Source organism: Methanomassiliicoccales archaeon (assembly GCA_026394395.1).
In the GTDB taxonomy this organism is placed as follows: Archaea; Thermoplasmatota; Thermoplasmata; order Methanomassiliicoccales; family UBA472; genus UBA472.
This window is the reverse complement of the sequence record JAPKYK010000001.1, coordinates 383,540-409,830: the sequence shown is the minus strand read 5'-3', so window position 1 is coordinate 409,830 and position 26,291 is coordinate 383,540. Positions and strand designations below refer to the sequence as shown.

23 protein-coding genes and 1 tRNA gene are annotated in these 26,291 nt (G+C 57.6%); 11 read left to right on the top strand and 13 right to left on the bottom strand.

The window, feature by feature from the left end:
* Window positions 1–27 precede the first annotated feature (27 nt).
* Together NT131_02205 and NT131_02200 are read left to right on the top strand one after the other, a co-directional pair.
* Window positions 28–690 (top strand): GTP cyclohydrolase, FolE2/MptA family, encoded by a 663-nt coding sequence (locus NT131_02205; protein ID MCX6650457.1) that lies wholly within the window; start codon window positions 28–30, stop codon window positions 688–690.
* Window positions 687–1,367 (top strand): phosphoglycolate phosphatase, encoded by a 681-nt coding sequence (locus NT131_02200; protein ID MCX6650456.1) that lies wholly within the window; start codon window positions 687–689, stop codon window positions 1,365–1,367. Before NT131_02205 ends, NT131_02200 begins: the two co-directional genes overlap by 4 nt.
* 220 nt (window positions 1,368–1,587) lie before the next feature.
* On the opposite strand, the gene NT131_02195 is transcribed toward NT131_02200, so the two are convergent.
* The 5 genes from NT131_02195 to NT131_02175 all read right to left on the bottom strand — a co-directional run bounded on the left by NT131_02195 (window position 1,588) and on the right by NT131_02175 (window position 6,461).
* Window positions 1,588–2,082 (bottom strand): hypothetical protein, encoded by a 495-nt coding sequence (locus NT131_02195; GenBank protein MCX6650455.1) that lies wholly within the window; start codon window positions 2,080–2,082, stop codon window positions 1,588–1,590.
* 63 nt (window positions 2,083–2,145) lie between these two features.
* Window positions 2,146–2,499: an aspartate 1-decarboxylase gene (locus tag NT131_02190; GenBank protein ID MCX6650454.1), complete on the bottom strand. Its 354-nt coding sequence runs from the start codon at window positions 2,497–2,499 to the stop codon at window positions 2,146–2,148.
* An 85-nt stretch (window positions 2,500–2,584) separates the two neighbouring features.
* The gene (locus NT131_02185; GenBank protein ID MCX6650453.1) at window positions 2,585–3,370 is read right to left on the bottom strand and encodes an ABC transporter ATP-binding protein; all 786 of its coding nucleotides are present in this window, start codon (window positions 3,368–3,370) and stop codon (window positions 2,585–2,587) included.
* Window positions 3,370–4,395: an iron ABC transporter permease gene (locus NT131_02180; protein ID MCX6650452.1), complete on the bottom strand. Its 1,026-nt coding sequence runs from the start codon at window positions 4,393–4,395 to the stop codon at window positions 3,370–3,372. Before NT131_02180 ends, NT131_02185 begins: the two co-directional genes overlap by 1 nt.
* Window positions 4,396–4,448: 53 nt before the next feature.
* Window positions 4,449–6,461 (bottom strand): hypothetical protein, encoded by a 2,013-nt coding sequence (locus tag NT131_02175; protein MCX6650451.1) that lies wholly within the window; start codon window positions 6,459–6,461, stop codon window positions 4,449–4,451.
* A 182-nt stretch (window positions 6,462–6,643) separates the two neighbouring features.
* Between NT131_02175 and NT131_02170 the strand changes: the two genes are divergently transcribed.
* From NT131_02170 to NT131_02160, 3 genes are all read left to right on the top strand, one after another.
* Complete coding sequence (locus tag NT131_02170; GenBank protein ID MCX6650450.1) at window positions 6,644–6,973, top strand: hypothetical protein; 330 nt, start codon at window positions 6,644–6,646, stop codon at window positions 6,971–6,973.
* Between the two features lie 64 nt (window positions 6,974–7,037).
* The gene (locus NT131_02165) at window positions 7,038–8,117 is read left to right on the top strand and encodes a hypothetical protein (GenBank protein ID MCX6650449.1); all 1,080 of its coding nucleotides are present in this window, start codon (window positions 7,038–7,040) and stop codon (window positions 8,115–8,117) included.
* Window positions 8,118–8,264: 147 nt separating this feature from the next.
* Entirely contained in the window at window positions 8,265–13,355 is a 5,091-nt protein-coding gene (locus NT131_02160) for a PKD domain-containing protein (GenBank protein ID MCX6650448.1), read from the top strand.
* Window positions 13,356–13,359: 4 nt separating this feature from the next.
* Here NT131_02160 and NT131_02155 read toward each other — a convergent pair.
* A tRNA-Asp gene (locus tag NT131_02155) sits at window positions 13,360–13,432 on the bottom strand.
* Between the two features lie 175 nt (window positions 13,433–13,607).
* Here NT131_02155 and NT131_02150 point away from each other — a divergent pair.
* The gene (locus NT131_02150) at window positions 13,608–14,720 is read left to right on the top strand and encodes a zinc ribbon domain-containing protein (protein MCX6650447.1); all 1,113 of its coding nucleotides are present in this window, start codon (window positions 13,608–13,610) and stop codon (window positions 14,718–14,720) included.
* A gap of 62 nt (window positions 14,721–14,782) precedes the next feature.
* Entirely contained in the window at window positions 14,783–15,583 is an 801-nt protein-coding gene (locus tag NT131_02145; GenBank protein MCX6650446.1) for a CBS domain-containing protein, read from the top strand.
* 16 nt (window positions 15,584–15,599) lie between these two features.
* Here NT131_02145 and ppsA read toward each other — a convergent pair whose 3' ends face one another.
* Window positions 15,600–17,912 carry a phosphoenolpyruvate synthase gene (gene ppsA, locus NT131_02140; GenBank protein ID MCX6650445.1) on the bottom strand — a complete coding sequence of 771 codons (2,313 nt, stop codon included), beginning with the start codon at window positions 17,910–17,912 and terminating at the stop codon, window positions 15,600–15,602.
* 487 nt (window positions 17,913–18,399) lie between these two features.
* Here ppsA and NT131_02135 point away from each other — a divergent pair, with 487 nt between their 5' ends.
* The 4 genes from NT131_02135 to NT131_02120 are packed head-to-tail and all read left to right on the top strand — an operon-like array spanning window position 18,400 to window position 21,339.
* On the top strand, window positions 18,400–18,960 hold the full coding sequence (locus tag NT131_02135) for a 2-oxoacid:acceptor oxidoreductase family protein (GenBank protein MCX6650444.1): 561 nt from the start codon (window positions 18,400–18,402) through the stop codon (window positions 18,958–18,960).
* Window positions 18,960–19,241, top strand: coding sequence for a 4Fe-4S binding protein (locus tag NT131_02130; protein ID MCX6650443.1), 282 nt, complete (start codon window positions 18,960–18,962; stop codon window positions 19,239–19,241). Before NT131_02135 ends, NT131_02130 begins: the two co-directional genes overlap by 1 nt.
* Complete coding sequence (gene porA / locus NT131_02125) at window positions 19,241–20,404, top strand: pyruvate ferredoxin oxidoreductase (GenBank protein ID MCX6650442.1); 1,164 nt, start codon at window positions 19,241–19,243, stop codon at window positions 20,402–20,404. Before NT131_02130 ends, porA begins: the two co-directional genes overlap by 1 nt.
* 32 nt (window positions 20,405–20,436) lie before the next feature.
* Window positions 20,437–21,339, top strand: coding sequence for a thiamine pyrophosphate-dependent enzyme (locus NT131_02120; GenBank protein ID MCX6650441.1), 903 nt, complete (start codon window positions 20,437–20,439; stop codon window positions 21,337–21,339).
* 22 nt (window positions 21,340–21,361) lie between these two features.
* Here the strand turns inward: NT131_02120 and NT131_02115 are convergent, their stop codons facing one another.
* The 6 genes from NT131_02115 to NT131_02090 form a co-directional block, all read right to left on the bottom strand.
* The gene (locus tag NT131_02115; protein MCX6650440.1) at window positions 21,362–22,060 is read right to left on the bottom strand and encodes a radical SAM protein; all 699 of its coding nucleotides are present in this window, start codon (window positions 22,058–22,060) and stop codon (window positions 21,362–21,364) included.
* A gap of 55 nt (window positions 22,061–22,115) precedes the next feature.
* Entirely contained in the window at window positions 22,116–22,328 is a 213-nt protein-coding gene (locus NT131_02110) for a HypC/HybG/HupF family hydrogenase formation chaperone (GenBank protein ID MCX6650439.1), read from the bottom strand.
* 17 nt (window positions 22,329–22,345) lie between these two features.
* Complete coding sequence (locus tag NT131_02105; protein MCX6650438.1) at window positions 22,346–22,675, bottom strand: nascent polypeptide-associated complex protein; 330 nt, start codon at window positions 22,673–22,675, stop codon at window positions 22,346–22,348.
* Window positions 22,676–22,779: 104 nt separating this feature from the next.
* Window positions 22,780–23,457, bottom strand: a complete 678-nt coding sequence (locus NT131_02100; GenBank protein ID MCX6650437.1) for an SOS response-associated peptidase — start codon at window positions 23,455–23,457, stop codon at window positions 22,780–22,782.
* 58 nt (window positions 23,458–23,515) lie between these two features.
* Window positions 23,516–24,859 (bottom strand): glutamine synthetase family protein, encoded by a 1,344-nt coding sequence (locus NT131_02095; protein ID MCX6650436.1) that lies wholly within the window; start codon window positions 24,857–24,859, stop codon window positions 23,516–23,518.
* Between the two features lie 150 nt (window positions 24,860–25,009).
* Window positions 25,010–26,188 carry an alanyl-tRNA editing protein gene (locus tag NT131_02090; protein ID MCX6650435.1) on the bottom strand — a complete coding sequence of 393 codons (1,179 nt, stop codon included), beginning with the start codon at window positions 26,186–26,188 and terminating at the stop codon, window positions 25,010–25,012.
* Window positions 26,189–26,291: the final 103 nt, after the last annotated feature.

Below are 26,291 nucleotides of genomic sequence, written 5' to 3'. Positions count from 1 at the left end.
CCCCGGATGGAGGAAGCGGTGATGTGAATTTCTAAGAGCGATGTTCAGAACCGGCATTTGACCAATGGGTTCAAATTGACCCGGGTGGGGGTCACCGGGGTCAAGAAGCCGGTGCGGGTGCACCGCGGGGGCAAGGACACCTGCCTCAACTGCGATATCGACGTTTTCGTCGACCTGCCTTCCACCCAGAGGGGCTCCCACCTCTCCCGGAACCTGGAGGTCATTTCGGAGATCGTGGAGCAGGGGGTAAGCCAGCCGATCAAGGGACTGGAGGTCCTGGCCGCGGACGTGTGCCGCAAGCTGCTGGAGCGCCACGATTACGCCACCTACGCCGAGGTGCACATAAACGCCGACTACTTCCTGGAGAGGACCTTGCCGACCGGACGCAAGAGCATAGAGTCCTACAAGCTGGTGGCCAAGGCCAGCCACAAACGGGGCAATGGCATGACCAAGATGATCGGCGTGCGGGTCATAGGCATGACCGCCTGCCCCTGCGCCATGGAGTCGGTGGACAAGTTCGTCGAGGACATCGTGCGCGACATCCTCAAGGCCGTCGTGGAGCGCTACAGCGACCTGCCCGACACGACCGAGGTCATCGTGCGGTCGGAGAGCAAGGAGTCCATCCACAAGCACAACGCCATGGCCGAGAGGATCACCACCCTCGGCGAGCTGCGACGGGATTCGGAATGAAGATGCGATATCGGGCGATGGTGTGCGATGTGGACGGCACCATCACCGATCCCCGCAGGGTCATCCAGACCCTGGGGATAGAGACGTTGAGGAAAGTGCAGGACAAAGGATACATGGTCATGCTGGCCAGCGGGAACGTTCTCCCTATCGCCTACGGCCTTTCAACTTTCATCGGTCTCCAAGGACCGGTAGTGGCGGAGAACGGCGGCATCGTCTCGTACCGGGACGAGGTACATCGACTATTTTCCAACGAGGAGCCCCTCAGGGCCTTTGCTCATCTTCAAAAGAAGATACCTGGGATAAAGCGCCTTTATACCGACCAGTGGCGGCAGACCGAGGTGGCGCTCAACCGCAGCGCCGACCTGGTGAAGGTGCGGGAGCTGCTATCAGGATGGCCAGTGGACATCGAGGCCACCGGCTTCGCCATCCACATGATGGAGAAGGGGCACAGCAAGATGGCCGGAGTGGCCAAGGCCTGCCAGTTGCTGGACCTGGACCCCTCGGAGGTGGTGGCCTTCGGGGACGCGGACAATGACGCCATCATGCTGCGGGGGTGCGGCTACGGGGTGGCAGTGGGGAACGCCTCGGAGCTGGCCAAGCAAGCGGCGGACTACGTGGCGAAGAAAGAGCACTCCGAGGGCGTGCTGGAAGGCCTGGAGCACCTGAAGATGCTCTGAGGCGTTAATGATATAAACCGACCGAACAATGGAATTCCATGGAGGTCCTGGGCCTCTGCTCCTATTGCGGAAAGCCGGCAAGATATAGCTGTAGCCTGTGCGGTCGGCTGGTCTGTTCTCAGCACTTCGACCGATATGGTCACGTGTGCCAGAATTGTTCACCGGACCGACATGACCGCGGTCATGAAAGACCGCCGGAAAAGGAGCTGCTGCATTAAGCTTAGAGCAACTTCTTGGCCCCGGCCTCGTCCAAATCGATGGACTTCAGCAGGTACTTGAGCGCTTTCTTGGCGATGATGGCCCGGGTCTGTTCGTCCAGGCGCTGCTCGTAGACCACCAGCGCCTTCTTGTAGTACTCCACGCCGAACTCCGAGTAGTAGTAGATGGCGTTCTCCGGGTCCACCTGGGCGGCTTTGGTGTAGCAGGTCTCGGCGTCGTTGAACAGGCCGATGTCCATGCAGAACGCGCCCCAGCCCTGATAAATGAACGGGTTCTGGGGGTCCAGCTCGGAGGCCTTCTTGTACAGCGCCACGATCTCCTCCTGCGAGACCTTTGGAACTAGTACTCCGGCGTCCGCCTTGGCCAGATAGGCCGAGGGCTCGGAAGGTTCCATCTTGATCGCCTTGTCGAACTTGGACAGGGCTTGAGAGTACTCCCCTTCTTCCATGAGCTGATAACCTTGCTTCATCAACTTGTCGAAGTCACTGGACGCCATTAGATCACTTGTGCGAGTAATGGACGGGATATGATAAAGCTTTCTTGGTCCCTGGGCTAGCCATCACAGGTTGCGCACGAAGCGGTTGCCCTGGTCTACCAACACTACTTTGGAGGGTATGGGTTGGTCCGTCATCTCGAAGGCCATGATGATTATCTTGTCGCCGACCTTCACCAGGTGCGCAGCGGCCCCGTTGACGCTTATGACACCCGAACCCCGCTTGCCTGGAACGGCGTAGGTCTCGAAACGGGCGGCGTTGTCCACGTCGGAGACAAGTACCTTCTCCCCCGCCCAGATGTCTGCCCGGTCCAGGAGGTCCTGGTCAATGACTATGCTTCCCACGTAATCGGGCTCGGCGGCGGTGACCGTGGCCCGGTGTATCTTTCCCCGCAGGAGCTGCCTCATGGAACTATGCAAGAAAAATCTCCCTCTTCTAACTTTCCCTGATAATCCGTGAGTTCCAGGAACATGTTAACGTTGGGGACCAAGGAAGAATGAAGGCTCAATACTTCGGGCAGGAACCGAGTATCTTGATACTGTTCCTTTTCAGTGTCTCATCGTATTCGAATGCCGCATCGATGTTGAACGCCGTTCTCATGTTCTCCCTCGTGAGCACTTCCCCCGGGGTTCCCTCGGCGAATATCCTGTGATCATGGATGAGCACCATACGATCGCAGTATTTGGTCACCATAGGCAGATCGTGCGAAACGATGACCACCGTCAGCCCTTCATTGTCGGATAATTTCTTCACCAGGTCCAGGATCTCGAACTGGTGGTTGATGTCCAGATGCAGCGTAGGTTCGTCCAAAAGCAGTATATCCGGCTCTTGTGCGATCGCTCTGGCAATGATCACACGCTGACGCTCCCCTCCGCTCATGTTGTTGATGAGCCTGTCGGCGAACTCCGTGATGCCCGTCTTCTCCATCGCCTCTTCCACGATGCGCATGTCGTCAGACGATTCCCCCCTGAAACTGTCGAGGAACGGCATACGCCCCATGGTCACTATGTCCCTCACCGAGAAGGCGAACCTGATCTCATTGCTCTGCGGGACCACTGCAATGTGCCTGGCGATGTGTTTCTTTGAAACGTCCTCGAGGTCGGTGCCGTTCATCAGCACCTTCCCGCTCTGCGGGTGGAGGTTGCGGTTCAAGAGCTTCAGGAGAGTGGTCTTGCCACACCCGTTCGGCCCCAGAATGCCCAGTATCTCCCCATTGTTCACCGTAAGGTCAACGTTCTCCAGGACGGGCTTTTCCCGGTACATGAAACTGATGTCCTGGGCGCTCAGCATCAGTCCCACCCCACATCGCTACGCCTTCTGCGCAGCAGGTAGATGAAATATGGCGCTCCGATGAGCGCTGTTACGATGCCAATCGGGAGGATGCCGATGTTGGGCGCGATGACCCTGGATATGTAATCACACATCATCAGAAAGGCCGCCCCGCCGATGAGCGAGGCTGGTAGCAGAGCCCGGTTGTCCGGGCCCATGAGGATGCGCAATATGTGCGGCACCACCAATCCGACGAAGCCTATGACACCCACGAAGGCCACTGCCGCTGCGGTCACCAACGCTGAGGCGATAAGGAGCTGGAGCCTGACCTTCTTGACCTCCACGCCGAGGTCCTGCGCGTGGGCGTCCCCCAGCATCATGGCGTTGAGGTCCCGGGAGCAGGACACCATGATGATGCACCCGGCCATGATGAGCGGGGCCACGATCATTATGTTGTCCCACCTGGCGTTGGTCAGGTTCCCCATGGTCCAGTAGACTATGCCCTGCATCTGATCTCCGGCTACGTAGGTCAGCAGGGAGACCAGGGCGGACAGCAACGATCCCACGGCGATGCCCGATAGGAGCAGGGTCTCCGTTGGCACCCTTCCCCCCACCTGGGATATGAAGTAGACCAGGAACAGCGTTCCCATACAGGTTATGAAGGCCAACAGGGGAATCGTAATCAGAGAGGGGAGCCAGGATATGGTGAAGCTCAGCCCGATGGCCGCGCCCAGGGAAGCTCCGGATGAAAGGCCCAGTATGTAAGGGGAGGCCATGGGGTTGCGGAACAGTCCCTGCATGACCGCGCCCGCGATGCCCAGACCGGCACCCACGCAAACGGCCATTATCACCCGGGGCAGGTTCATCCTTTGCACGATTATTACATCCGTCTCGGAACCGATGCCGAAAAGAGCCCAGAAGGCATCCTCGAAGGACAGTGGTATGAAGGCCTGCGTCAGGTCCAGCACCATGAATATGAACAATATTACGAAAAGGGCGGCAAAGACCACGACAGTCCTTTTACGCTTCTTCGCGATGCCGTCCATGGTTCCCCTCATAAGAAAAGATGATGATTAAATGGTTTGGATGGGGCGTTCCGTCACCCCTTCCTGCCCTTCCTCCTGGTGATCATGACCACGCCGACCGCTAGCAGGATTATGCATATCCCGCCAGCGGCTATCATCAGAGTGTTGGTATCGATCCCCCCATCGTCGGTTTCATTCGTATATTCCGTGGGAATGCCCCCTTCAAAGTAGTTCGGATAGAGCAGACTGGCCACGGTCCACAGGCCGGTCATGGCGTCGGGGCAATAGGAGTTCCAGGACTTGTTCATCTTGTAGACGATGATGGAGCTGTCCCCTATCAGCGCTGAGAAATCCTCCGCGCTCCCAGTGTAATACCCATCAAGTAGCACATACTCCGGGTGCAGTTGCAGTATGGCCGAGAAATCGACGGCGTAGGATGGAGAGGCCTTGGACGGGTCTTCGGCGACGTTCACTCCACCAGCGTAGTTGATGAAGTCCACGGTCACCGATCTATTGTTGCCGAGCTTCAGCGTATTGCTGCTGTAGCTGGCATACAACGCGGTGACCTTTTGCGAGGAGTTGGTGATGCCGTGGTCGCTAAGGACCGTAGCGATGTATTCCTTGACGAAGGCCATCTGCTCGGAAACGCTATGGTTCGCTCCGACGATGGTCTCGATGTCCTCTACGACCTGGACTATGCCATCATACGAGTTTGGATAGAAGGTCACCACGTTGAACCCGTATCCCTCGAGCTCGGACCACATGACCGAATAGGAATTGTAACCGTATCCCAAGATCACGTCCGTCGTCTTGTTCCAGGTGCTGTTATCCACCATGTCCAGCATGGTCTGGATGACGGCGTCCTTGTTGCTGGAGCTGATAGTAATGAACTTGTCGGCCGAGAAGTTCTCCACCTCTTTGATCCCGCTGCTGGAGTACGCGGAAGATGCGTCGAATATGACCGCGCTATCCAAGGCCTCTATGTCTACCAGGGTGTTGGTGACGAAGGCGCCGAAGGCTGCCACATGCGGAGCGGGCTGGGTCAGGTTGGTGGTGACTCCGCGCGAGTCCGTTATGGATATGGTCCCGTTATTATTCTCTCCCTCCATTGGCATATTGCCGCTGAACTGTTCCGGATAGAAAAGACAGGCAACGGTCCACAGTCCCAATGCCGCGTCTGGACAATACGAGTTCCACGATTTGCTCAATTTATAGACAGGCATTGTCAAGTTACCGATCAGGGTGGAGAAGTCGTTTGCTGTCCCGGAATAATAACCGTCGAGAAGCACGAAATCAGGGTCAAGCTGCAGTATTGCTGAAAAGTCCACAGCGTACGTTGGAGAGGCCTTGGACGGGTCTTCGGCGACATTGATGCCTCCGGCGTAATTGATGAAATCGACCGTCACCGAGCCGTTGTTCCCGAGCTTCAGAGTATTGCTGCTGTAACTGGCATAGAGGGCTGTCACCTTCTCCGAGGTTTCGTCGATTCCAGCATTGCTCAGGGTTTCAGAGATGTATGTTTTAACAAATGTCATCTGCTCGGAAACGCTATGGTTCGCTCCGACGATGGTCTCGATGTCCCTTACTACTTGGACGATACCGAGATATGAGTTAGGATAGAATGTGACCACGTTGAACCCGTATCCCTCGAGCTCGGACCACATGACCGAATAGGAATTGTAACCGTATCCCAAGATCACGTCCGTCGTCTTGTTCCAGGTGCTGTTATCCACCATGTCCAGCATGGTCTGGATGACCGCATCCTTGTTCGCGGCACTGACGGTTATGAACTTGTTCAGCGGCATGCCCATCATTTCTGGTATGGCGCTCTTGTTGTACTCTGAACCAGCATCGAAGATTACGGCTTTCTCAAGGAACTCGATGTCCACAAGGGTGTTCGTGACGAACGCCCCGAACGAAGCCACATGAGTGGCTGGTCCGGTGAGGTTGGTCGTGACCCCACGGGAATCTGTGATGCTGATGTTCCCGCTGCCGTCGACCGTGCTGTCAGCCATCGTACCCAATGGAATGACCACGGTCAGCATGGCAATGGTGGCTATTATCGCGATTACCTTCGTGAATTTCATGATGACACCATCGATTCGAATTGGCACAGTAACATTTTATTGATATAAAGTATTATGTTAAAAATGGACACGTTCGTGTTACTCATCAATATATCGGGTATTGACCTGTGGCTGTCCCATAGAGATCTGCCAACTTCTTACAAGATAAGTGTGTTATACCCCTAGTCGGATTCATCGTTTCAATGACATCCAGGGTCAAGGTGGTCACCCCGATCTGCTCGCACGAGACCTGGGTGACCGCGGAGATGGACGGGGAGGACCGGATCAAGGTTAAGATCGAATCGGACTGCTCCAACGTTATGAACTACGCGGAGCACTTGCATAGCGTGAGCATGGACGACATTAACGAACAAAAGGGCTCCCGCATATTGACGGAAGCAGAGGACGGCATACTGACCCCGACCTGCCTGGTGCCCATTGCGGTCTTTAACGTCTGCTGGGTGGAGGCTGGCATGATCTCCAAGAGATTGGCGACGAAGGAAGGTTCCGTGGCCATCCATTTTGTCGATTGATAGACAAAAGTTATATGGTCTATCCTACGCCTAAGCTGAAAGGGCCAACGGAAAGGTCACACTGATGAGCGGAACCACAGCTTTCCTCTACAATGATGAAATGCTCAAGTACCAGTTCGGTCCGAAGCATCCTTATCAACCAATCCGGTTCCAGAAGGTCCGCGACACCCTTTGGGAGCTGGACGTCTTCGATCATCGACTGATCTATGTGGAATCGCCCCTGGCCACCGAAGAGGACCTTCGAGAGGTCCACGTGCAATCGTACATCGATCACGTGAAGGGGATGAGCCGCCTGGGGGTCGGCCTGTTGGACAACGGGGACACCCCAGTGTGCAAAGGGCTGTACGAGGGCGCCCTGGCCATGGTCGGGGCCACCCTGGCCGGCGCGGAGGGCATTGCCCGGGGGGAATATGATCATGCCATGAACCCGGGGGGCGGGCTTCACCACGCCCGGCGCGACCAGGCCGCCGGTTTCAGCGTCTTCAACGACCTATCCATAGCGGTGCGCCGCCTGCAGCGGAAATACGGTTACAAGCGCATCGCCATCATCGACATCGACGGCCATCATGGGGATGGGACCCAGTCCATATTTAATGGGGAAAAGATACTGACGATATCCTTCCATCGCTTCGGTCCAGGCTTCTACCCGGAGACGGGGGCGGTAACGGACATCGGAGAGGGCGAGGGGAAGGGTTACTCCATCAACGTGCCCATGCCCAGGTGCACGCCCGATGACGTCTACGCGCCCACCTACGAGAAGGTGGTATCGGCCGCCTTAGAGGCCTATCATCCGGAGATAATCATCCATCAGTTCGGCACGGACGCCCACTACACCGACCACCTGGTGGGCATGGGGCTGTCAACGAGAGCGTTCGAAAAGATGGCCGAGGCCACCCACCGCCTGGCGCACGTCCATTGCGACGGAAGGTACCTGGTGACCGGGGGTGGCGGTTATTCCGTCGACGCCTGTCGGAGGATATGGAGCATCGTGGTCTGCACCGTTTCCGGATCGTTTCCCCTGAACCCGGAAGGAATGCATCTCCTGCAGGATTCGGGGCTGAACCGTAAATGGAAGGTCCAGCAGGACGAGTTCCACAAACGCCTCGATTACATATTTGATGAGGTCATCCCGATGATCCGCTGAGCTGAATTGCTAATATGCTTAAACCGATCAAGAATCGAACGATTACGATTTGTCATTCTAATATTTTCCAAGATGCGATTTTCTTGACAGCGATGTGAATCGAATTATATATCAAAGGGTACCTTCTGAATATGACTGGGGTTGCATATGGACGCGTCGACCAGCTTGCACAGGGCGGCAATAGTGATATTGGCGGTCCTGATGGTGCTCCCCCTTCCATCGGCCAGCCTGTCCGCGGAGGACGGGGACCTGACCACGTCCTATGAGTATCATTTCTCTGCGCCCACCGTTGACCTGGAGAGCGACGAGCGGACATTCACCTTGCAGGGGCTGTCGCAGGACGCCGTCGCCGGAGCCCCCTCACTGCCGGTGGAGAACTTGCTTTTGGCTCTACAGCCTGGCTACACCTTGAAGAATTTGGAGGTGGGCTCGTCCTCGCCTTCTAAGGTGGAGATAATTTCCGACTATCCTCGGAATCCCTTCGAGTCCCCGGCGGGCAACGGCACTGTGGTCGAGGAGATCGTCGATCGAGGGTCCTGGGACCTGGCCGGCACCTATGTGCTGGAAGGAGTGGAGATCGTTTGCCTGAACCTGCGTCCTTTGGTCTGGGACAGCCGCTCCGGACAGCTGACCTTCATATCCGATTTCACCGTCACCATCGTGAGCGAGGAGACCGGCATCGATTGGCTGGGCGACCTGGATATGGTTCGGGAGATGGTCGATAACCCTGACGAGGTACCCTACTTGGACCGCCTGGTGCCGGAGGGCGTTCTGCCTACGGGAAGCTACGAACACCTCATCATAACCGATGAGGCCCTGACGGCACCGTTCCTATCCCTGGCGGAGTGGAAGGGGGAAAGGAACGAGCGGGGGTCGAGCTCCCAGGACATCACCAGCGTGGTGGTGACATTGCAGTTCATCCTGGCCCAGAGCGCTTTCTGGGGGACGCCGTCCTCGCATGACGGCACGGGCAACGATACCCAGACCATCGTCCGCAATTTCATCATCGCCGCCCATCAGGAATGGGGCGTCAGCTACGTGCTCATAGGCGGGGACGAGGAGGTCATTCCTTCCCGGAAGGTATGGGTGTCATATAGCACTTACTCCGATGAGCTGCCAGCTGACATCTATTTCACATGTCTGGACGGAGATTGGGACAGTGACCTTGATGGCGTATACGGGGAATCGTATGTGGATGGGACCGATATGCTGGCCGAGGTCTACGTCGGCCGCGCTCCGGTTTCCAACGTCCAGGAGGCCTGGAACTTCGTCAACAATACCATTGAGTACGAGAAAGGATACGTTAGCCAATACAGCGTCGATCTGCTGTTCGTCGGCGAGTATCTGGATGATTATCCAACTTATGGCGATGATTACAAGGACGAGGTGTACGACAATATTCTGGCCGACAAAGGATTGAGCCTAACCACCCTGTACGCGAAGGATGACACCTTCTCCGCCTCCGCTTTCATATCAGCGATGAACACCAGCCCGCACATCATAAACCACATGGGCCATGGCAACTACGGGACGTTCGCCGGCCTCAGCGTTTTGAACGCCGCGAACCTGAACAACGAGCATCCGTTCATCGTCTACACCCAGGCCTGCATGGTAGCTGGCTTCGACCAGGGGACCGATTACCCGTACGACAGCATAGCTGAGGAGTTCGTCATCGGGGAGAACGGCGCGGCGGCCTTCATCGGCAACTCGCGCTACGGCTGGTACTCCCAGGGCAGCACCTCCGGGTCTTCGCAGAAGTTCGATCTGTCCTTCTTCAGCCAGGTGTTCGACGATGATGTGACGCAATTGGGCAAGGCTATGTCCCAGTCTAAACAGGAATTGGTGGGGTCGGCATCCTCCGCGAACACCATCCGTTGGGTGTACATGGAACAAAACCTTCTGGGGGATCCGGAGACCAGCGTGAAGAAGGCCGGGCAGGGGACGCACGACCTGGCGGTGCAGGAGATATCCGCGGACGCCTACGTGCTGGGAGAGGAAACGGAAGTGAACGTGCTGGTGAGCAACAATGGCGATTTCCCGGAGGAAGGCAACGTCAGCCTGATGGCGGATGACGTCCTGGTGGACCAGACTAAGATCTCCATCACCTCTGGGCAGAGCACCTGGGTGACCCTCTCATGGACCCCCACGGAGGCGCGCCCATACGTCCTCACCGCGGTCGTGGAATGCGCTACTGACGGTACCTCGGAGAACGACCAGCTTAGTGTGGAGGTCCGGGTCTACCAGAGGATATCCAATTACACCCTCTGGGAGAACCTGCATAAGGAACTGGCTGGCAGCCTGATCATCGACGATGGAGCGACCCTGGACATACGCAACTGCACCATCGAGTTCCTTTCGGCCGGGAGCGACCACCAGGTCCAGGTCAACGGCACGTTGCTGGTGAACGGTTCCTCCTTTAGCGGTTCCAGTTATGTATTCATGTCCAACGGAGGTGTGGTGAGGTTCAGCGGCAGTGACCTCTCAGGACTCTCCACGACATCCCCGAGCACGATGGACGGTGGGTCGCTGGAGCTTCGGGACACCATCGTCCATGGGGGGATGGGGTGGTCGCTGGAAGGCGCGTCGGTGACCTTGTCCGGAACACAGTTGCTGGACCAGAGCTCGGAATGTCTGTTCAACGGCTCATCATTGGTCGCTGAGGGCGTCACAGGACATGGAGGAGGGCTTTACCTCCTGAGCTCCTCTGGCCAGCTGTCCAATGTGACCTGGACCGAAGGGTCCGTGGGCTTGACCATCGATACATCTAGCGGGCTGGTGCTGCGGAACATCGAACTGCTGAACAATGAGGCGGACCTCAGTATCTCGGGAACGCTGGAGGCGCATTTCCTGCCGGACCTGGAGAGGGTGAACGTCACCTTCGGCCCGGTGGTGATACTGCATCAGGAGGACGGCGTCACCGTGGAGGGTGACATCGGTGCGTTGTACCTGGTGGACTGCCACGATACTGTGGTGCGCGGACTGCGCCTGGGCGGCAGCGGTCAGGGATTGACCTTGGTCGACTGCACTGGCATAGAGGTGATCGGGAACGCCGTGGAGAACTGTTCGGTCGGCATATGGGCGATGGGCTCGGACGCCTTGATCTGGAGCAACGACCTGTTGAACAACGAGCGGCAGGTCTGCGGGACGTCGTCAACATTGACCTTCGGCAAGGACTATCCTGCCGGGGGGAACCACTGGTCCGATCACCTGACTATTGACCACAGGAACGGCGTGTCCCAGAGCATTTACGGTGCGGACGGCATCGTGGACGTGGCCTATGACACCGATGACGTCTACGACCATTATCCCAAGGTCTCGTTGTGCAGCATATTTCATGATAAACCGGAGGCCGACTTCTCGGTCAGTCCCGCCGTCCCGGACGTCCTGGTCAGCGTGATATTCACCGACTATAGCGACAGCGGCTCGGGCATCGCCAACTGGACCTGGGACCTGGGGGACGGAACTCTGGCTTACGGCAGCCAGGTGAGTCACCGGTACAGCGTGAAAGGCCCAATAATCGTAGAGCTGATCGTGACCGACCACAAGGGGCTCAACAGCACCTGTGACCGGGACCTGAACATCGTGAACTACGCCCCGACCAGCGATTTCTCGTACTCCCCAACGCAACCTTGTTCTGGTGACCTGGTGCATTTCACGGACCACTCATCGGACGCTGACGGAGGCGTCGTGACCTGGAGCTGGAGCTTCGGCGATGGCACCACCTCCGATGTGGCCTCGCCGAACCACGCCTTCAGGCTGAACGGGGATTACACCGTCACCTTAACCGTGTTGGATGCGGATGGTGGGACCTCCACGAGGAGCAGGAACGTTCCGGTGGGGAACATGGCGCCAACGGCCGCCTTCTCCTGGTCCCCTTCATCCATCTACAGCCTGGACCAGGTGACCTTCACGGACGGCAGCACGGACAGCGACGGTTCGATCGCTTCCAGGACCTGGAGCTTCGGGGACGGACAGAGCGGGACGGGAAGCAGTGTCGTTCATCGCTATGCCAGGCTGGGAACTTACCAGGTAACCCTGACGGTTGTGGATGATAATGGCGCTTCGAGCACCACCTCCAAGAGCCTGACGGTGCTCAACTCCCCTCCCACCGCCTCTTTCGTATGCACGGGAACAGTCCTGAGCTTGATAGAGGTTCACTTCAATGACACCTCCTCTGACCGCGAAGGTACGTTGGACCACTGGAGCTGGGACTTCGGGGACGGGAACGGTTCCACCGCGTCATCTCCCGTCCATGCCTACGCCCTTCCGGGCGAATACCTGGTGGTCCTAACCGTCACCGACCAGAACGGCGCGAGCCGATCGGCCTCCAGGACGGTGGTGGTGCTCAACCGTCCGCCAGAGGCTTCCATCATCTCTCCGGAAGGGGAGCACTGGTCCCTGGACCTGATAGAGCTCCAGGCGACCGGGAGCGACGTGGACGGAACGATCGCGTCGTACAACTGGGACTTCGGCGACGGTAGCACCGGGGAAGGAGAGACCGTCGAACACGCTTATTCGTCCCCGGGCAACTATACCGTCGCCCTCACCTGCGTCGATGACGTTGGAGGGTCAGCGACGGCAGAGGCGACGGTGGTCGTGCTCAACTTGCTACCAGAGGCGCGAATAATTGCTGAACAGGGAACCGGCCATCCGCGAGATATGGTCCTGACCGCGGACGCCGAGGACCTGGATGGGAGCGTGACCAACTACACCTGGGCCTTTGGCGACGGTGGATCGGGAGAAGGACCGAGCATCGTTCACCGGTACGAGCTGGATGGCGATTTCTGGGTGAGCCTGACGGTCACGGACGACCACGGAGGGCGGAACGTCACCTTCGCCCTGGTGAGCGTAAGGACCGGGGACATCGCGATGAACAACGCCACCTGCACCGAAGGGGATGACGGATGGACGCTCAGTGCGGTACTGACCAACGACGGCCCGCTGGACGCGGACGTGGTGGTGGAGGTAGAGGCCGGGGGCGTAGTGTACCGCAAGAACGTGACGGTCCTGGCAGGCGGATCAGTCGCCTGCCAGATACCTTTGACGGACTTCGCAGAAGGGGACCTCACGGTCTCGGTGATCACGGAAGAAGGCTGGGATTCGGACCTGGACGACAATCAGTGGACCGGAACGCCGGTCGCCTCAGCGGACGAGTTCCCGTGGCTGTTGGTCGGAGCGTTGACCATCGCGACAATAGCCATCGCTGCGGTCGTCATCGTACAGGTGAGAAGGAGATGAAAAGCGTCCCGGTCGGGATTTGAACCCGAGTCGAAGCCTCGACAGGGCTTCATGATAGGCCGCTACACTACCGGGACTTACGGCCTTTCCCCTTATCGAATTGTAATATTTAACCCTTAGGTGCCGTAGGATTGCTGGCACCATTGCATTCACGTCATCCAGACGGGCGACGGATAGGTCGGGACTTCCTTTTTTTATAAATCGTTAGAAATACATATAAATGATGATGCAGATAGGCCTGGCGGTGGGGATTTGAAGAACGAGACTTTTATCAACAAGGGCGGGCTGGTGAGGACGTTTTCGGTCTGCGACCCTTCAATCAAGAGGAAGAGACTGATAGTCAATTTGGCACTGCTGGACCTTTTCTTTCTGAATGGCGTGCTCCTATCCGTCGGCCTGTTCTTGGTTCCTTCGATGCTATGGATATTTATGGCCATGATGCCGATAATATCTGCGGCCACCATCACCCAGCACCTCCTCCTGAAGTCCGTCCTGATGAAAGGCGCGTATCCGGTCACCCTGTATTCGAACGGGTTCGAGTTCCATTCCTTTCTGTTCAACCGGGTTCTTAGGCGGCCTGATTTCATCAGACGGGAGGATGTAGCTTCCATTTCTGTCTCCAGCTTCTCGGAAGGACCGAGGGCCGATGAGATGAGAGACCTGCTAACCATCTATTTCGAGACCAAGTCCGGCAGGATCAACAATACTGGAACCAGGAACCGGGTCGAGGTCGAATCGGCCATCGAGTGGATCGAGAGGAACTGGGGGCTTAAGGTGGAAAGGAAAAACTCGTACTCTCCCTCGCCCCCGCAGACGGCCGCGCATGTGGCGCACAAGGTGAACGTCCATACCATCTATTGCCCCCAATGTGGCAAGGGAAACGATCAGGGGTTCAACTTCTGCCCTTTCTGCGGCGCCAACTTCGAACTCAAGTCTGCACCATCTGAACCTCAGGGCGGACAATGGACGGCTCCGTCGACCCCGTCGTACAATCCCTATCAGCGTGCGCCGTCTGAGACATACCAAGCACCTCTGCCCGTTAACGCGCCGTTGAACTATCCTGGTGGCAAGGACCGGCGGAAGGCTTTCTTTCTCGGATTGGGGCTGGGATTCATGGGCTTTATGGGTGTCGGGCACATCTATATGGGGAAAAAGGCCAAAGGGGTGACCCTCCTGATCGTCGGGGGGTTTCTGGCCTTCTTTTCGCTGATGTTCTGGATAGTCGCCCTCGATCTGACGGAATATTCCCTCGGGGTCAGGGTGTTCACCGCCCTCCTGATGTCCGCGCCTTACCTGGCATTGCAGATATGGCAGGCGTTTGACGCGCCTAAGCCGCCGAAGGAAAACGGCCGGGGGAGATATTGAGCTGATTGATAGGCCATCAGGGAAAGTATTAATCACCGACTGCGGTTAGTTCGGCGGATCACATGGCCGAACGGAAGCTCAAGGTGGAGGACTACATGATCAGGGAAGTGGTCCACGTGCCCCTCAACTATACGGTGAAACAGACGGTAGACCTGCTCATATCCACCGAGTTTCACGGCATGCCAGTGACCGAGGACGGGCACCTCATGGGGTTCATTACCGCCAAAGAGCTGCTCCGCTTCTATCACACACCCGAACAGCCGATAAAAGATATCATTCGCAAGGGAACCGTCACCGTCAATCCCAAGATGGACCTGGACGACGCCGCCCGCATCCTCTTCCGTTACGGTCTGAGGAATGTGCCGGTGATCGACGACGACGGCATCCTGCTGGGCATCATCTCCAACCTGGACATCGTGCGTTCGCATATCGAGCGGGCCACCCCGAACAAGGTGGCCATGATCAAGAACTTCCTGGAGGCGAAGCACGGCGTCTCCATCATGGTCCGGCGCCGCATCGTCCCCGTGGAGCTGCTGCGCCCCACCCAGCGCGAGGTCTACGCCGACGAGCTTATGGGCCGCAAGGAGGAGATCAAGCGCGGACTGGTCGAACCGATCATCGTCATCCAGAAGAACGACCATTTCATTCTCGTGGACGGACATCACCGCGCCCTGGCCTCCAAGCAGATGGGCGTGCGGCAGTTCTCCGCGTTCGTCCTGGAGCCCAGCCGGGATGTCGACCTTGGGCTGGAACACAGCGCGGACGAGCAGGGACTGTATACCCTGGACGACGTGAAAATAATAGAGGGCTCGCACCATCCCCTGGTGGAGATCACCACCAGGCTGCTCAAGGGCGAGCAATAGAAATGAGCAAAGGGGTTTAGTGAAGGGTCTTTCTGGCCGCTTCCAGCAGTATGCGCTGTTCTGCCGAGGCAATGATGACCTGCGTGCTGATCACCGTGTCCGGGTTCAGGCTGATGCTGTCTATCCCCGCCTTTACTAGGAACTCGGTGAACTCCGGGTAGACGGACGGGGCCTGCCCGCATATTCCCACGGTGCATCCCTTGCGGTGGGCGGCCTCGATCAGAATCTTGATGGCTCGCTTTATGGCCTCGTTCCTCTCGTCGAAGTAGCCCATCTTGCCCAGCACGTCCGAGTCGCGGTCCGCGCCCATGATCAGCTGCGTGAGGTCGTTCGATCCGATGCTGAAGCCGTCGCACCACTCTGCGAACTCCTCGGCCATGAAGATGTTGCACGGGATCTCGGCCATCAGGTACAGCTTGAAGTCGCGGTTGCGAACCAGACCGACATCGGTCATCATGGCGGTGATCTGCCTGACCTCGTCGATGGTACGGACGAACGGTAGCATCACATGCAGGTTCTTCAGGCCCATCTCCTCACGCACCTTCTTGATGGCCCTCAGCTCCAGCTTGAAAGCTTCGCGGTAGGAGTCGGAGACGTAGCGGGAGCATCCGCGCCAGCCGATCATAGGGTTCTCCTCGTGAGGTTCGAACTTCTCCCCGCCCTCCATGTCCCGGTACTCGTTGGTCTTGAAGTCCGAGGTGCGCAGGATGACCGGCCGGGGGTAGAAGGCCTTGGCCACCATAGAGATGCCGTCCGCCAGCTTGTCTACCAGGAACTTCGATTCGCCCTTCTCGATGAGGGCGCAGGGGTGCTCCTGGATGTAGGAGGTGAAAAGGAACTCGATGCGCATCAGTCCCACGCCCTGCACCGGGAGCTTGGAGACCTCCTCGGCCTTCTGCGGGATGGCTAGGTTCACAAACACCTTGGTTCCGGTTACCGGGGCCACGTGGGCCACGGCGACGGATGCTATTTTTTCCTCGGCCTTCTTGGGAGCGGCCACGCCCTCGTACACCACGCCCATGCTGCCGTCCACGGTGATCAAGGTGTTCTCCTTTAGCAGCTCGGTGGCGTGGGAAGCGCCGACGATGCAAGGTATGCCCAGTTCACGGGCCACTATGGCGGCGTGGCAGGTCATGCCACCTTCGTCGGTGACGATGGCCGTCGCCCTGGTCATGGCCGGGACCATGTCCGGCGAGGTCATGGCTGTGACCATGACGTCTCCTTTCTTGACCACTTCCAGGTTCATCTCATCGGAAACTATGCGCACGGGGCCGCCGGCCAGACCGGGCGAGGCCCCCATTCCTTTCACCAGCACCTTGGCGCTCTTGGCCAACCCATGATCGACCGCCTTGCTGCCGGGCTTGACCCCGTTCGTCGAGAGGGTAGTCACCGGGCGAGCCTGCACAATGAAAAGGACCTTCTCTTCCACGCACCATTCGATGTCCATCGGCTTGTCGTAATGGGCCTCGATGTTGCGTCCAATCTCCCCGAGGGCCAGTATCTGTTCGTCGGTCATCTTCTGGGATTCGCGCATCTCCTCGGGGACGTCGGCCTTCTCGGTGTCGCCGCTCTTTCCCCGTACCAGCTTCCAGCTCTGCTTGGCGATGCGCTTGTTCAGTATCTTGTCGTGGAACTTATCGACCACGTAAGTGTCGGGGGTGACCTTCCCTCCGACCAAGGCCTCTCCCAGCCCAAAGCCCGCCTCGATGATTATGTGCGGCATCTCGGAATTGGGGTCGACGGTGAACATGATGCCGGAGATCTCGGAATTGATCATCTTCTGCACCACGACCGCCAGCTTGACCTTGGAGTGCTCAAAACCCTTGGTCACTCGGTAGTAGATGGCCCTGGGGGTGTACAGAGAGGACCAGCACTTGCGGACCTTGTCCAGAAGGTCCTCCGGCGTTTCCACGTTGAGATAGGTGTCCTGCTGGCCGGCGAAGCTGGCCGTGGGAAGGTCCTCCGCCGTGGCGCTGGACCTCACCGCCACCAGGCCGGACTTTTTCCCCTTGAACATGGTCTTGTAAGAGGACAGAACCTGCTCCTTCAGGTCGTCCGGTATCTCCATCTTCTCAAAGAGCTCCCGGATGCGGACCGAAGCGTCGTTGAGCGAGGACTCGGAGGCCGCATCGACCTTGGCCAGGATATCCTTGACCCGGTCCGAGATCTTGCTGGTCTCCACAAAATAGTCATAAGCGGCGGTGGTCAGTACAAATCCGGGTGGGACGTTGAATCCCGCGGAGACGAGCTCTCCCAGATTGGCACCCTTACCTCCGGCGATGTCGATGTCGTTCTTGCCTAGGTCAGATATGCTCACTATCCTTTTCATGGAATTTTTCACCACTCTAAGAACGTACGATGCAGGCAAGTTCACCGGGGCCGTCGGCCCGTCAATGCCCTAACCTGAATGGAAAATAGGTGGGGAGTCTATTAATTTATCTAAGTGCTGAATGAGTCCGATTATGATGATTTTCGGCATCATGTGGCGAAAGTGCTTCTGCAACGGCTTCGGCCAGCATAGAAAGGCCCTGGTCTTTTCGCCGAATTCCATGGTCGATCGGACCAGACCGGAGGTCTTTGAGGAAGGTAGTGTTGTTGATTCCGTTAGGAATATCCTACGGAATTATTCTATGTACGTAGCGTAATCTGAAATAGAGGTTTAAACGATTAGTTTTAGACTTGATGATTCCGCAAATACTGTGCGTATCTCGTATTTTCGAAGAATTTCTCCTGTTTAATTGTGGCTTTCGTAAACAATTTTCTGAAATGATTTTATATTATAACATTTTAGAGGAAATACCGTACGAGGAGTTGATGTGAGCACCATAGAGATTAGATGGCATGGAAGGGGCGGTCAAGGAGCCGTTACCGCGAACGAGATTTTGGCTGGTGCTGCCCTCAAGGAGGGTAAGTTCATCAAGGCCTTCCCCGAGTTCGGGCCGGAAAGGATGGGTGCGCCTATCCGAGCCTTCGCCCGCATCTCGGACGAGCCTATCACCGTGCATAGCCAGGTGTACTTTCCGGACGTCGTCCTGGTGATCGACTCGACCTTGCTGAAGGCAGGCAAGGTCGTGAACGGTCTGAAGGAGGACGGGGCGGTCATCGCCAACTTCCCTGATGACAATGCCAAGCTGGCGGCCATCGTCGGCCGGACCAAGAACGTTCATGCGGTCAACGCTACCAAGATCGCCTTGGAGGAAATCGGCAAGCCCATGACCAACACCGCCATGTTGGGCGCACTGGTAAAGGTCACCAACGTGGTGGCCATCGGTTCCATCATCGACGAGATGAGGGCCAAGATGTCCAGCAAACTTAGCAAGGACGTAGTGGAGAAGAACCTGAAGGCCATCATGAGGGCCTATGAGGAGGTGCAGTGATGGCCAATGAGAGGTCCAAGGACCTGCCGGCTGGCGGTATGATCACCGAGGCTGGCAGCTCGAAGAAGTATCACACCGGGGAATGGCGGTCCCAGAGGCCGGAGGTGGACAAGGAGAAGTGCACCAACTGCCTGACCTGCTGGATCTATTGCCCGGATAACAGCGTCATAATCAAGGACGAGAAGATGGCTGGATTCAAGTATACCCATTGCAAGGGCTGCGGCATCTGCGCCAACCAGTGCCCGGCCAAGGCCATTACCATGAAGGAGGAGGGTCTATAATGAGCGAACCAATGGCGATCAACGGAGACACGGCCATCGCCATGGCCTGGAAGCAGGTCAATCCGGATGTTGTGGCGGCCTACCCCATCACTCCGCAGACCATCATCGTGGAGGCTTTCTCCGAATACGTGGCCGACGGTCAGGTTGATACTGAGTACGTCTGCGCCGAGTCGGAGCATAGCGCCCTGAGCATATGCTTGGGCGCCTCCGCCGCCGGGGCCAGGGTGGCCACGGCCACGGCCTCGGCCGGACTGGCCTTCATGTGGGAGATGTTGTACGTAACGGCATCCATGAGGACGCCTATCGTCATGGCCATTGCCAACCGCACTCTCAGCGGGCCTATCAACATCCATTGCGACCACAGCGATTCCATGGGTGCCAGGGACTCCGGGTGGGTGCAGATATTCGGAGAGAACGTCCAGGAGGCCTATGACAACACCCTGATGTCCTTCCGCATCGCTGAGCACATGAATGTGCGATTGCCGATCATGTCCTGCATCGATGGGTTCATCATCACCCACGCCTTGGAGCGCTTAATACCTCTGGACGATGAGGTGGTGAAGAAGTTCGTCGGTCCGTTCAAGGCTACCAGGCCGCTGCTGGACATTAAGAACCCTACGACCTACGGTCCCATCGCCATGCCTGACTACTTCTTCGAGATCAAATACCAGCAGGCCGTGGCCATGGAAGCCGCCATGGACGTGACCAGAGAGGTCATGGCCGATTTCGCCAAGGTCTCCGGGCGTAAGTACGATCTGGTGGAAGGATACCGCACCGATGACGCCGAATACGTTATCGTGGCCATGGGCTCCACCGCCGGCACGTTGCGTTATGTTGTCGATCAGCTGAGGGAGAAGGGCATGAAGGTCGGGGCCGTAAAGGTCCGTCTGTTCCGTCCCTTCCCCGCCGAGGATATGGCCAAGTTGCTTAAGGGCAAGAAGGCGGTGGCCGTGATGGACCGGGCCATGAGCCCGGGGACGGGTGGAGTGCTGTACCTCGATGTTCTGGAATCCATATCCAGGATGAAGGACTCTCCCAGGGTCTCCAACTACATCTACGGCCTGGGTGGTCGGGACGTCATGCCTGGACAGCTCATCGGAGTCTTTGATGAGATAATCGCTGGCAAGGGCGAACGCGTGAACTACATGGGGGTGAGGATCTGAACCTAAAGGAGCTGACACACAGCGAGGTGCGCATGTGTGAGGGACACCGCCTCTGCGCCGGATGCGCAGAACCGATCATCGCTCGCCAGGTATTGATGGGCACGGACAAACCAGTGGTCGTAGCCAACGCCACCGGCTGTTTCGAAGTGTCGACCACCATTTATCCGTTCTCCTCATGGGAGGTACCGTGGATACACACCGCCTTCGAGAACGCTCCAGCCACCATGAGCGGGGTGGAGGCGGCCTACAAGGCTCTGAAGCGCCAGGGCAAGATCGATCAGGAGATCAAGTTCGTGGCCTTCGGAGGCGACGGCGCCACTTACGACATCGGCCTCCAATCCTTGTCCGGAGCCATCGAGAGGGGGCATGACTTCCTCTACGTCTGCTTCAACAACGAGGCGTACATGAACACCGGCATCCAGAGGAGCGGAGCGACTCCGAGGGGAGCGTCCACCACCACCTGCCCGTCCGGTACCTGCACACCGGGCAAGAAGGAGTTTCCCAAGGACCTGACCAGGATCATCATCGCCCACGACCTGCCCTACGCCGCGCAAGCGTCGCCGCACAACTGGAAGGACCTGGTGGAAAAGTCCCGCAAGGCCTTCGAGATCCACGGACCGAAGTTCATCAACGTGATATCTCCATGCCCCCGCGGCTGGAGGCATGACGGCTCGCAGACCATAGCCATGGCCAAACTGGCGGTGGAGACCTGCGTGTGGCCTCTGTACGAGTACGAGAACGGCACCTGGAGACTTACCGGGGAGTCCCTTCGCATCGCCCAGGGCACCAAGGAGAAGAAACCGGTGTCGGAGTGGCTGAACTCGCAGGGACGCTTCAAGCACCTGATGAAGGGCAAGTTCACCTCCGTGGCCGACGAGATACAACAGGGCGTGGACCAGAAGTGGGCGTCCCTGCAAAAGCTCTGCCAGATGTGAGAAACCCTTTACCTTTCCTTTTTTATTTCGAGTTCATGCAGCGGATGCCAAAGAACTTGTCCCAGGCCGCCTCCGCCTCCCGCTTGTTGAGCTTGTGGGAGGGGTCGCAGTGCTCCGGGTCGTTCAGGTAGACGTAGTCCGGGCACAATTCCCGGCAGATCTGGGCGATGCTCTCTAGCTCGGATAGGTTCTCCCGCACCAGGGTCACCTGGACCCGGAACGATCCGTGGAAGCACTGCCTTGCTTCTTTCATGCCCTCCAACACGTCGGACAGCTTGATGGAGGGGTGGGGGCGGTTGATCTGCTGGAAGGTCTCCTCCGTGGAGGCGTCCAGCTTGGCGATGATGATGTCGAAGGCGTCCAGCCCGTCCAGCACCTCCGGGTCGCGCAGCAGGGAGCAGTTGGTCAGGACCGCCACTTTCTTCGGGGCGGCCTGCTTAAGCTTTCTGGCCATGGAGAAGATGTTGCTGGCCAGGAGAGGCTCTCCCGTCCCTTTGAACATGACCGCGTCGCACTCGTCCCGGAACAGGCATTCCCCCACCTGGTCCAGTATCTGGGAGTCGTCGATGAACGCCGTTCTTTCGAGAAGGAGCATACCCCTCTGCCCCAGGCGGCAATAGATGCAGTTGAAGTTGCAGACCTTGGGATGCCTGCTGATGGGGTCAACAGCAATAGCCCTTCCCAAGCCCAGGGAGTTAATCGGTCCGTAGACGATCCTCATGCTCCATCCTTGCGGGGTTGATTAGGGAAGGAAATAGCACATAAAGGTTTGCCACTCAGGCGTCCTCGGAGCTGTCCAGGAACTCGTTCCAAAGTTTCAGGGTCTCCCTGGCCTCATCCTCGTCCACCTTCTGGATGGCGAAACCGGCGTGGATGATGACGTACTCGCCCACCTTGGCATCCACCATGGACACGTTGGTCTTCCTGATGACACCTCCGAAGTCCACCTCGGCCTCATCGCCCACGATGGACAGTACCTTGGCTGGCATAGCTAAGCACATTTCACTCACCCGGACATGATCTTCAGGATGGCCTCGGCCGGTTGACCGTCACAATCATTCAGCGCCTGGATGGCCTTCTCCTTGGAGGCTCCGGTCTGGGATATGACCAACTGGACGTCCAGGTCCGGTATCCCGGGCTTTTCTTCCTTGACCATTTGGCGGGGGCGCACCTCGGCATCCCCTACCACCTGGTAGGTCTTCTGCCCCTGCATGGTTATGCACGACACGGCGGCGTCCTTGATGACGTACTCCTTGTCGGCGGTCCTTATGATGACCTCCTCCACGCCCTGTATCTCGTCCTGGGAGATGCCCATGCGCTTCATGGCCTGCTTCATCTGGCGCGGGTTTACCCCCCTTCCCATTCCTGGCATCATGAGATCGCTCGACGCATTATTGCTGCCTGTATAAATATGGTTGGGAAATCCCCGATGGGCGGCTCTCAGAACAGAGTGGCTTGCCGTATGTTGTAGGGAACGACCATGTCCGGATCGTCGGCTTTGGCATCGTTCACCGCGTCCGAGACCGGGTAGCTCTCTATTCCGTTGGCCGGGAAGGGATCCATTATCTCCCTGAGGGCGCTCTCGGTAAGCGCCCCTTTGGACAGCCAAGACTCCTCGGAGGATCGGGACAGTATGACCGGCATGCGGTCGTGCACCTTGGCCACCTCCTCGTTGGCCTGGGTCGTGATAATGGAGCAGGTGATCAGCTCTTTCCCGTCCTTCCTCCAGACATCGTATATCCCGGCCATGGCGAAGAAGTCCTGACCCTTCAAACGGAAGTTGAACGGGCGTTTCTTGGTTCCCAGCTTCGACCATTCATAGAACCCGGTGGCTGGCACCAGGCAGCGCTGGGAGCTGAGCAGGGGCTTGAACATTGGCTTGTCCAGTACGGACTCGGCGCGCACGTTTATGAGCTTCAGTCCGAACTCCTCGCCCTTGGCCCATCGGGGCACCAGTCCCCAGCGCATCCATCGCAGGGAATTGGGGCTCTCCCTGACGATGACCACTATCTGCTGGAAAGGGGCGATGTTATAACGGGGCGTGAGACCAGATTCCTCCGGGACCCCGAACCTGGTAGAAAAACCGTAGACCAGGCCGAGGGAGAAGCGGCCGCACATGATGCACTATTGAACTCAGAAAGGATAAAAGGTTTGAGAGGAAGGGGTTTGCTCCGGATCAGAGCACTCTGAGGTACCGCTGGATCTCCCAATCGGTGACGTACTTGCGGTACTCGTCCCACTCTATGCGCTTTATGTGCAGGTAGTGGTTGAATATGTGCTCGCCCAGGGCCTCTTTCATCACCGAGCTCTCGGACATTATGTCCAGGGCGTCGCCTAGGTTCATGGGTAGGTCTACAATCTTGTTCTTGCGGCGTTCCTCGGTGTTCATGTGGTAGATGTCCTTCTCCACCGGCTCGCCTGGGCTGGTCTTGTTCTTGATGCCGTCCAGACCGGCGGCCAGCATGACCGCGAACTGCAGGTAGGGGTTTCCAGCCGGGTCGGGGTTCCTCTGTTCCACCCTGGTCCTCATGCCGCGGCCCGCTGGCACTCTGAGCAGGGCGCTGCGGTTCCTGTTGGCCCAAGAGATGTAGCAGGGCGCCTCGAATCCAGGCACCAGGCGCTTGTAGGAGTTGACATGGGATGCCAGTATGGCGCAGTTCTCCCGGGCGTGGGTCATGAGCCCTCCCATATAGTGCATGGCCATATCGCTCAGCTCGAACTTCCCATTGGGGTCATAGAAGGCGTTCTTGTCCTTGGATGCCAGCGACTGGTGGACGTGCATGCCGGAGCCGTTCTCCCCGAACAGGGGCTTGGGCATGAAGCTGGCGAACAGGCCGTACTTCTGGGCTATGCACTTGACGCCGTACTTCAGGGTAAGCATGCGGTCCGCCATCGTCAGGGCGTCCTGGTAGCGCAGGTCTATCTCCAACTGACCGGGGGCGACTTCGTGGTGCGCAGCTTCCATGTCGTAGCCCAGCTCATCGAAGGCCAGGACCATCTCCTTGCGGGCGGTCTCGCCCTTGTCCTGAGGCATGAGATCGAAATAGCCGCCTGCGTCGGAAGGGACGGGAACTGGCACTCCGTTCTCCATGGGGAACATGAAGAACTCGAACTCCGGACCGACGTTGTAATCGTAGCCCATCTCCTTGACCTTGGCCACCATCCTTTCCAGGGCGTAGCGTGGGTCGCCCTTGAAACGGACGCCGCTGTGGTCGGCGATGGTGCACATGAAGCGGGCGGTCTTGACGTTGGAGTCGATCCAGGGGTATATCTGGAAGGAATCCAGAATGGGGTTGGCCCTCATATCGGATTCCTCTATGGTCGCGTATCCCAAGATCGAGGAGCCATCTAGAAAGACGCCGTCGTCGATGACGCTCTCTACCCTGGTGGTGGGGATGGAGACGCTCTTCACGGTTCCTACTATGTCTGAGAACTGCATCTCGATGAACTTTACATTCTTCTGTTTGACTTCCTTAAGGATCTTCTCCTTAGTCTCATAGATATCCTTTTTAGGTGCCACGACCAATGGTAATAATATAATATTTTTAAACCTTTCTGCATGCTGAATTAACAATTATTGGCGTATTTTTTCATCAAATGAACTTGAATGTGCCAATTTTATGAAAAATAAATCATTTTGCAATTGAAGCGGTGCTCGAACATACCCCGTTCATTTGCCTTTCAGACCTATATGCTGAAGCACCTTGGAGATGATGATGCCCCCCTCCACGGCCCCGGGCGTGCCTCCGGTGGCGAAACCCGCCTTCCCCCCGCCCCTTCCTCCGAACTCCGATAGGACCTCATTGACGATCGAGACGCAATCGATGTCCTGATCGGGGGACCGGGAAAGCACTAGGAACGACTTGTCCTCCTCAGATACCAGGATAGCGATGGAACATGTGCCAGAAACTATGTCGGTGGCCTTGTCCATCAGCAGCTTGCGGTCGATGCCCCTGAAATGAGCGGCGTATACTTTGGTCTCTCCAACTAGGTTCGGTTCGAGGGCGTTCAGCACCACTTTGGAGTATTGTTTCAAGGATTCCATGGCCTTCCGATGCTCGGACTCGCGGTTCTCGAAGGCCACGCGGAAGTCCTGCGGGTTCGACCCCAAGATCTCGGACGCCCGGAGCATTTCCACGGCGAAGCTTGATGACGACCTCGCCGCCGCCTCCCCTATCTGGAACTCTATCTCCCAATCCCCTACCGGCTTGGCGGAGGTGAACTTGGTGATCATCAGGAAACCTATCTCCCTGGTGTTGTGGACGTGCACACCGGTGCAGGCCGCCTCATCGTAATCACCTATGCTGATGACCCGCACGCTGTCCCCGTGTATCCTGTCCATCTTGATGCGCGTCCTTGAGCCGTCCACGCAGTTCTTGGAAAGGACCTCGGCCCTGACCTCCTGCCCTTTGAGAATCAGGCCGTTAACCTCCTGGAGTGCGTCTTTGATTAGGTCCCAATCGATATCGCCCTTGACGATCAACGATCTCTTCTCTGGGGTCAGCGAGATCTTCACCAGCTCGATTTCGGTCCGTCGCGATAGTGCGGAGAACAGCATGTGCTCCCCGGTGTGGGACCTCATGAGATCGTACCTGCGGGCCCAATCCACCCGGCAATGGACGACCTGCCCGATGCTGAACTTATGTCCAGGTACCCTGTGCTCGATGCGGTCCTTGACCCTGGAATCGCTGACATCCAGCCCATCGATGGTCCCTTGGTCCTTGTTCTGACCCCCGCCTCCTGGATATAAGGCCGTGCGGTCCAGGGCGACCCATTCTCCGTCCGTATGGTCGACGCGGGCCTCGAACTCGGCCATGTATGGATCGTCCTGGTAAAGCTTATGGGTCATGATGCGGAATCGTTGCCTCCATCTAAAAAGTTAATCACCTGCCGTAGGGAATAGGACCGCTGGGCCGTTTATGCCATATTATTTTCAAATGAATGAAATTATA

What these genes read in the sequence shown, in the direction of transcription:
- NT131_02145 (MCX6650446.1), top strand. Translation starts at nt 14,783, where the DNA reads ATGGCCGAACGGAAGCTCAAGGTGGAGGACTACATGATCAGGGAAGTG.
- NT131_02175 (MCX6650451.1), bottom strand. Translation starts at nt 6,461, where the DNA reads ATGAAATTCACGAAGGTAATCGCGATAATAGCCACCATTGCCATGCTG.
- porA (MCX6650442.1), top strand. Translation starts at nt 19,241, where the DNA reads ATGAGCGAACCAATGGCGATCAACGGAGACACGGCCATCGCCATGGCC.
- NT131_02195 (MCX6650455.1), bottom strand. Translation starts at nt 2,082, where the DNA reads ATGGCGTCCAGTGACTTCGACAAGTTGATGAAGCAAGGTTATCAGCTC.
- NT131_02120 (MCX6650441.1), top strand. Translation starts at nt 20,437, where the DNA reads ATGTGTGAGGGACACCGCCTCTGCGCCGGATGCGCAGAACCGATCATC.
- NT131_02160 (MCX6650448.1), top strand. Translation starts at nt 8,265, where the DNA reads ATGGACGCGTCGACCAGCTTGCACAGGGCGGCAATAGTGATATTGGCG.
- NT131_02110 (MCX6650439.1), bottom strand. Translation starts at nt 22,328, where the DNA reads ATGCCAGCCAAGGTACTGTCCATCGTGGGCGATGAGGCCGAGGTGGAC.
- NT131_02130 (MCX6650443.1), top strand. Translation starts at nt 18,960, where the DNA reads ATGGCCAATGAGAGGTCCAAGGACCTGCCGGCTGGCGGTATGATCACC.
- NT131_02170 (MCX6650450.1), top strand. Translation starts at nt 6,644, where the DNA reads ATGACATCCAGGGTCAAGGTGGTCACCCCGATCTGCTCGCACGAGACC.
- NT131_02100 (MCX6650437.1), bottom strand. Translation starts at nt 23,457, where the DNA reads ATGTGCGGCCGCTTCTCCCTCGGCCTGGTCTACGGTTTTTCTACCAGG.
- NT131_02105 (MCX6650438.1), bottom strand. Translation starts at nt 22,675, where the DNA reads ATGAAGCAGGCCATGAAGCGCATGGGCATCTCCCAGGACGAGATACAG.
- ppsA (MCX6650445.1), bottom strand. Translation starts at nt 17,912, where the DNA reads ATGAAAAGGATAGTGAGCATATCTGACCTAGGCAAGAACGACATCGAC.
- NT131_02200 (MCX6650456.1), top strand. Translation starts at nt 687, where the DNA reads ATGAAGATGCGATATCGGGCGATGGTGTGCGATGTGGACGGCACCATC.
- NT131_02180 (MCX6650452.1), bottom strand. Translation starts at nt 4,395, where the DNA reads ATGGACGGCATCGCGAAGAAGCGTAAAAGGACTGTCGTGGTCTTTGCC.
- NT131_02090 (MCX6650435.1), bottom strand. Translation starts at nt 26,188, where the DNA reads ATGACCCATAAGCTTTACCAGGACGATCCATACATGGCCGAGTTCGAG.
- NT131_02185 (MCX6650453.1), bottom strand. Translation starts at nt 3,370, where the DNA reads ATGCTGAGCGCCCAGGACATCAGTTTCATGTACCGGGAAAAGCCCGTC.
- NT131_02165 (MCX6650449.1), top strand. Translation starts at nt 7,038, where the DNA reads ATGAGCGGAACCACAGCTTTCCTCTACAATGATGAAATGCTCAAGTAC.
- NT131_02115 (MCX6650440.1), bottom strand. Translation starts at nt 22,060, where the DNA reads ATGAGGATCGTCTACGGACCGATTAACTCCCTGGGCTTGGGAAGGGCT.